General features: G+C 61.5%; 3 protein-coding genes. 2 read left to right on the forward strand and 1 reads right to left on the reverse strand.

All coding sequences use genetic code 11. The features are described from left to right. Nucleotides 1-182: 182 nt before the first annotated feature. On the reverse strand, nucleotides 183-914 hold the full coding sequence (locus VGH68_RS04175; RefSeq protein ID WP_331602234.1) for a FadR/GntR family transcriptional regulator: 732 nt from the start codon (nucleotides 912-914) through the stop codon (nucleotides 183-185). Between the two features lie 124 nt (nucleotides 915-1,038). On the opposite strand from VGH68_RS04175, the gene VGH68_RS04180 reads away from it, so the two are divergent. Continuing rightward, entirely contained in the window at nucleotides 1,039-2,172 is a 1,134-nt protein-coding gene (locus VGH68_RS04180) for a mandelate racemase/muconate lactonizing enzyme family protein (protein ID WP_331602236.1), read from the forward strand. A 124-nt stretch (nucleotides 2,173-2,296) separates the two neighbouring features. Then, a partial coding sequence (locus VGH68_RS04185) for an MFS transporter (RefSeq protein WP_331602237.1) occupies nucleotides 2,297-3,193 on the forward strand: 897 nt, incomplete at its 3' end.

Below are 3,193 nucleotides of genomic sequence, written 5' to 3' on the forward strand. Positions count from 1 at the left end.
TTACGTGACCAAACGGCTTGACAAACAAGCCCCCCAGGAACGGTCGTTCGCGCAGATCTGTCGGTCGAAGCATACGCGGGGGCGTCTGTTCGCTCGCGGCGAGTCTGTCGCCGCGAGCGTCGATATCGCTGTTGCAAACGGGTCGCGTCTGTCGCATGTTCTACGTGTGCGTCAACGCTCCGTCAGGACGAGGCGCGCACTCCTGCTGCGCGAGCGCGTCTGCGCTCCGTGTCATCGAGATGGAGTTGCATTGCGCGGGACGCGCCTGACGCATCACCAGCGAGAATGGCTGCGAGAATGGCGCCATGCAGCGGCAAGGAAACCCGCCGGTTTTCTTCGGGCTTTTGATTGGTGATTCTGATCGAGGCAGCAAGTGTCGTCCGAATCGCTTGCACGATAGGCAGCAAAAACTGGTTCCCGCTCGCCTCGAGAATAGCCGTATGAAACTCGAGGTCCTCAGCGGCGAACGCCTCGACGTCACCCTGTGACGATTCCATCCCCGCATAAGCCGCACTGATTCGCTCACGCTCCGCTGGCCCGGCGCGCTGCGCCGCTAACGCTGCCGCTGCCGGCTCGACAATCCGCCGCACCTCCATCAACTGCTGCAGCGCCCCGTCGGCTACGTCGGACTGGCCGTGCCATTCCAGCAGGCTGTGGTCGAGCTGACTCCATTCCGAGCGGGGCAGGACCGTGGTCCCGCGTCGCTGCCGCGGATCGACTAGCCCCTTCGCGGACAGAACTTGCAGCGCTTCTCGCAGCACGGTTCGGCTGACCTGGTAATGCGCCAGCAGCTCGCCCTCCGTAGGAAGGACGTCCCCGGGCTTCAGGTCGCCGCACACGATGCCGCGGCCCAGATCGTGGACCAGTTGATCGCGCAGATTGCGCTTCAGGTGAGGACGTTGCAGAAAAGTCATACTTTATGGTAGATTAAAAGTCATATTATATACGCAAAATATCGACGCCGAATGTCCGACCTGTGGGCTCACCACTTGGGGACTCGCGGCGCATTGAGTCCGAAGCCATCCTCCGGAACTGCCTATGAAAATCACTAACGTCCGCACGCACGTGCTGGAAGCCTCGCTCTCGCAGCCCTTTGCCTACTCCCGCGCCTGGTATAGCACGCGCATGGCGATGATTGTGGAGATCGAGACTGATGAAGGGCTGATCGGTTGGGGCGAATGCTATGGCCCCGCATGGATCACGTCCGCCGTCGTCAAGACCGTAACGCCTTGGCTGATCGGCATGGACCCCCTACGAACCGACTTTTTGTGGCAAGAAGTCTATGCCCGCCTGCGCGATCACGGCCAGAAGGGCGTCGTAATCGAGGGGCTGAGCGGTATCGACATCGCGCTCTGGGACATCAAGGGTAAGCGCTTCGGCATGCCTGCCTATCAGTTGATGGGCGGCGCGCTTCGCACGGAGGTGCAGGCCTATGCGACGGGTCTGTACCGGCGTGAATCGGGCGATCCCTTGCAGTATCTGGCCGAAGAAGCGGCAGGCTATGTTGCAGAAGGATTCAAGGCGGTCAAGCTCAAGGTGGGCTTCGGCGTCGAGCAGGACGTGGCGGTAACGCGCGCGGTGAGGGCAGCCATCGGCCCGGATATCGCGCTCATGGTCGACGCGAATCACGCCTACGATGCGACAGCGGCGATTCGCCTGGGCAGGATGATCGAGGACCAGGACATCCGATGGTTCGAGGAGCCGGTGCCGCCGGAAGATCTTGCTGGCTACCGCGAGGTGAAAGCGGCGCTTTCTATTCCGGTTGCGGGCGGCGAGTGCGAATTCACCCGCTTCGGCTTCCGGGACGTGCTTGTCTCGCGCGCCATGGACATCATCCAGCCCGATACCTGCGCGGCCGGGGGGTTGTCCGAGTGCAAGAAAATCTCGGACATGGCGGTGGCCTTCGGTACTCGCTACAACCCGCATGTTTGGGGAACAGGCATCGCCATCGCCGCATCGCTGCAACTACTTGCGGTATTGCCGGCCCATACGCCGCCTTCGCTCTCCGTGGCCGAGCCCATGCTGGAATTCGACCGTACCGAACACCCGATCCGGCAGGCGTTGCTGGCCGAGCCGATCGAACACGTCGGCGGGATGGTGCGCGTGCCAGAGGGGCCAGGGCTGGGCATCGAAGTCGACAGGGCCGCGTTGGCCCACTTCGCCGCCCGCTGACACACATTGAGCGTGTACCGCTTGCATGCTCATGACTTGAGGGCGCGGTGCACGCCTACCCGTCGCGCGTAACTAGAATTCATCGCGAACGAGAAAGACGAACGCATAAAACAAGGAGACAGCCATGTCGCAATCAAAGTGGTGGGGAATCGGTGGATCGCTGATGGTCGGGCTATTCGTTGCGTATCTCGATCGCACGACGCTTTCAGTAGCGCTACCGTCCGTGGCGCAGGACATGGGTTTCGCGGGGGACCGTTTTGCGGTAACGGCCAGTTGGGCGCTGACGATCTTTCTGATCGGCTATGCCGTTGCGAACGTCGTCGGCGGGATTCTGACCCGCAAGCGCGATCCCAAGCGTGTGGTGATCTGGAGTTTTGCGATCTGGTCGCTCGCCACCGTATTCGTCGGCTTTACCGACTCACTTGTCGTCCTGTTAGTCTGCCGGTTCATCCTGGGGCTGGCCGAGGGCGTTTACTGGCCGCAGCAGTCGCGGTTCGCGAAAGCGTGGTTTGCGCCGAATGAGCGAACCAAGGCTAATGCGATTGTCCAGTACTACGGTCAATTTATCGCGATGGCCCTTGGGTTCATGATTCTGACACCCCTTTATACAGCCTTCGGCTGGCGCGTCATGTTCATCGTGATGGGCTGCGTTGGTCTGTTCGGTGTAGTCCCGCTGTTCATGGCCAAGCTCCGGCCCGAGTCCGAAGCGCCGTACCGGGAGCGTCCGGCGGCCGAGGTCGTGCCGACGCGACTCTCACTAGATGCGTTGGGCGGCTATCCGTTCTTCTTATTGCTAGTGAGCTACATCACACAAGGCATGCTGTTCTGGGGCGTAACTTTGTGGATCCCGCTTGCCGTGCGATCGGTCGGCTTTACCGGGACTTCGCAGGCCGTCGCCAGCTCGTTGCCTTATCTCGCTGCGGTGCTGCTCGCGTTGCCGATCTCGAGGATCAGCGACCGTACGGGACGCCGCGTGCTGATTGCGGCGCTGGGCTTACTCATCCCTGGCGTTCTGATGATG

This window comes from Paraburkholderia sp. (genome assembly GCF_036488505.1).
GTDB lineage: Bacteria > Pseudomonadota > Gammaproteobacteria > Burkholderiales > Burkholderiaceae > Paraburkholderia.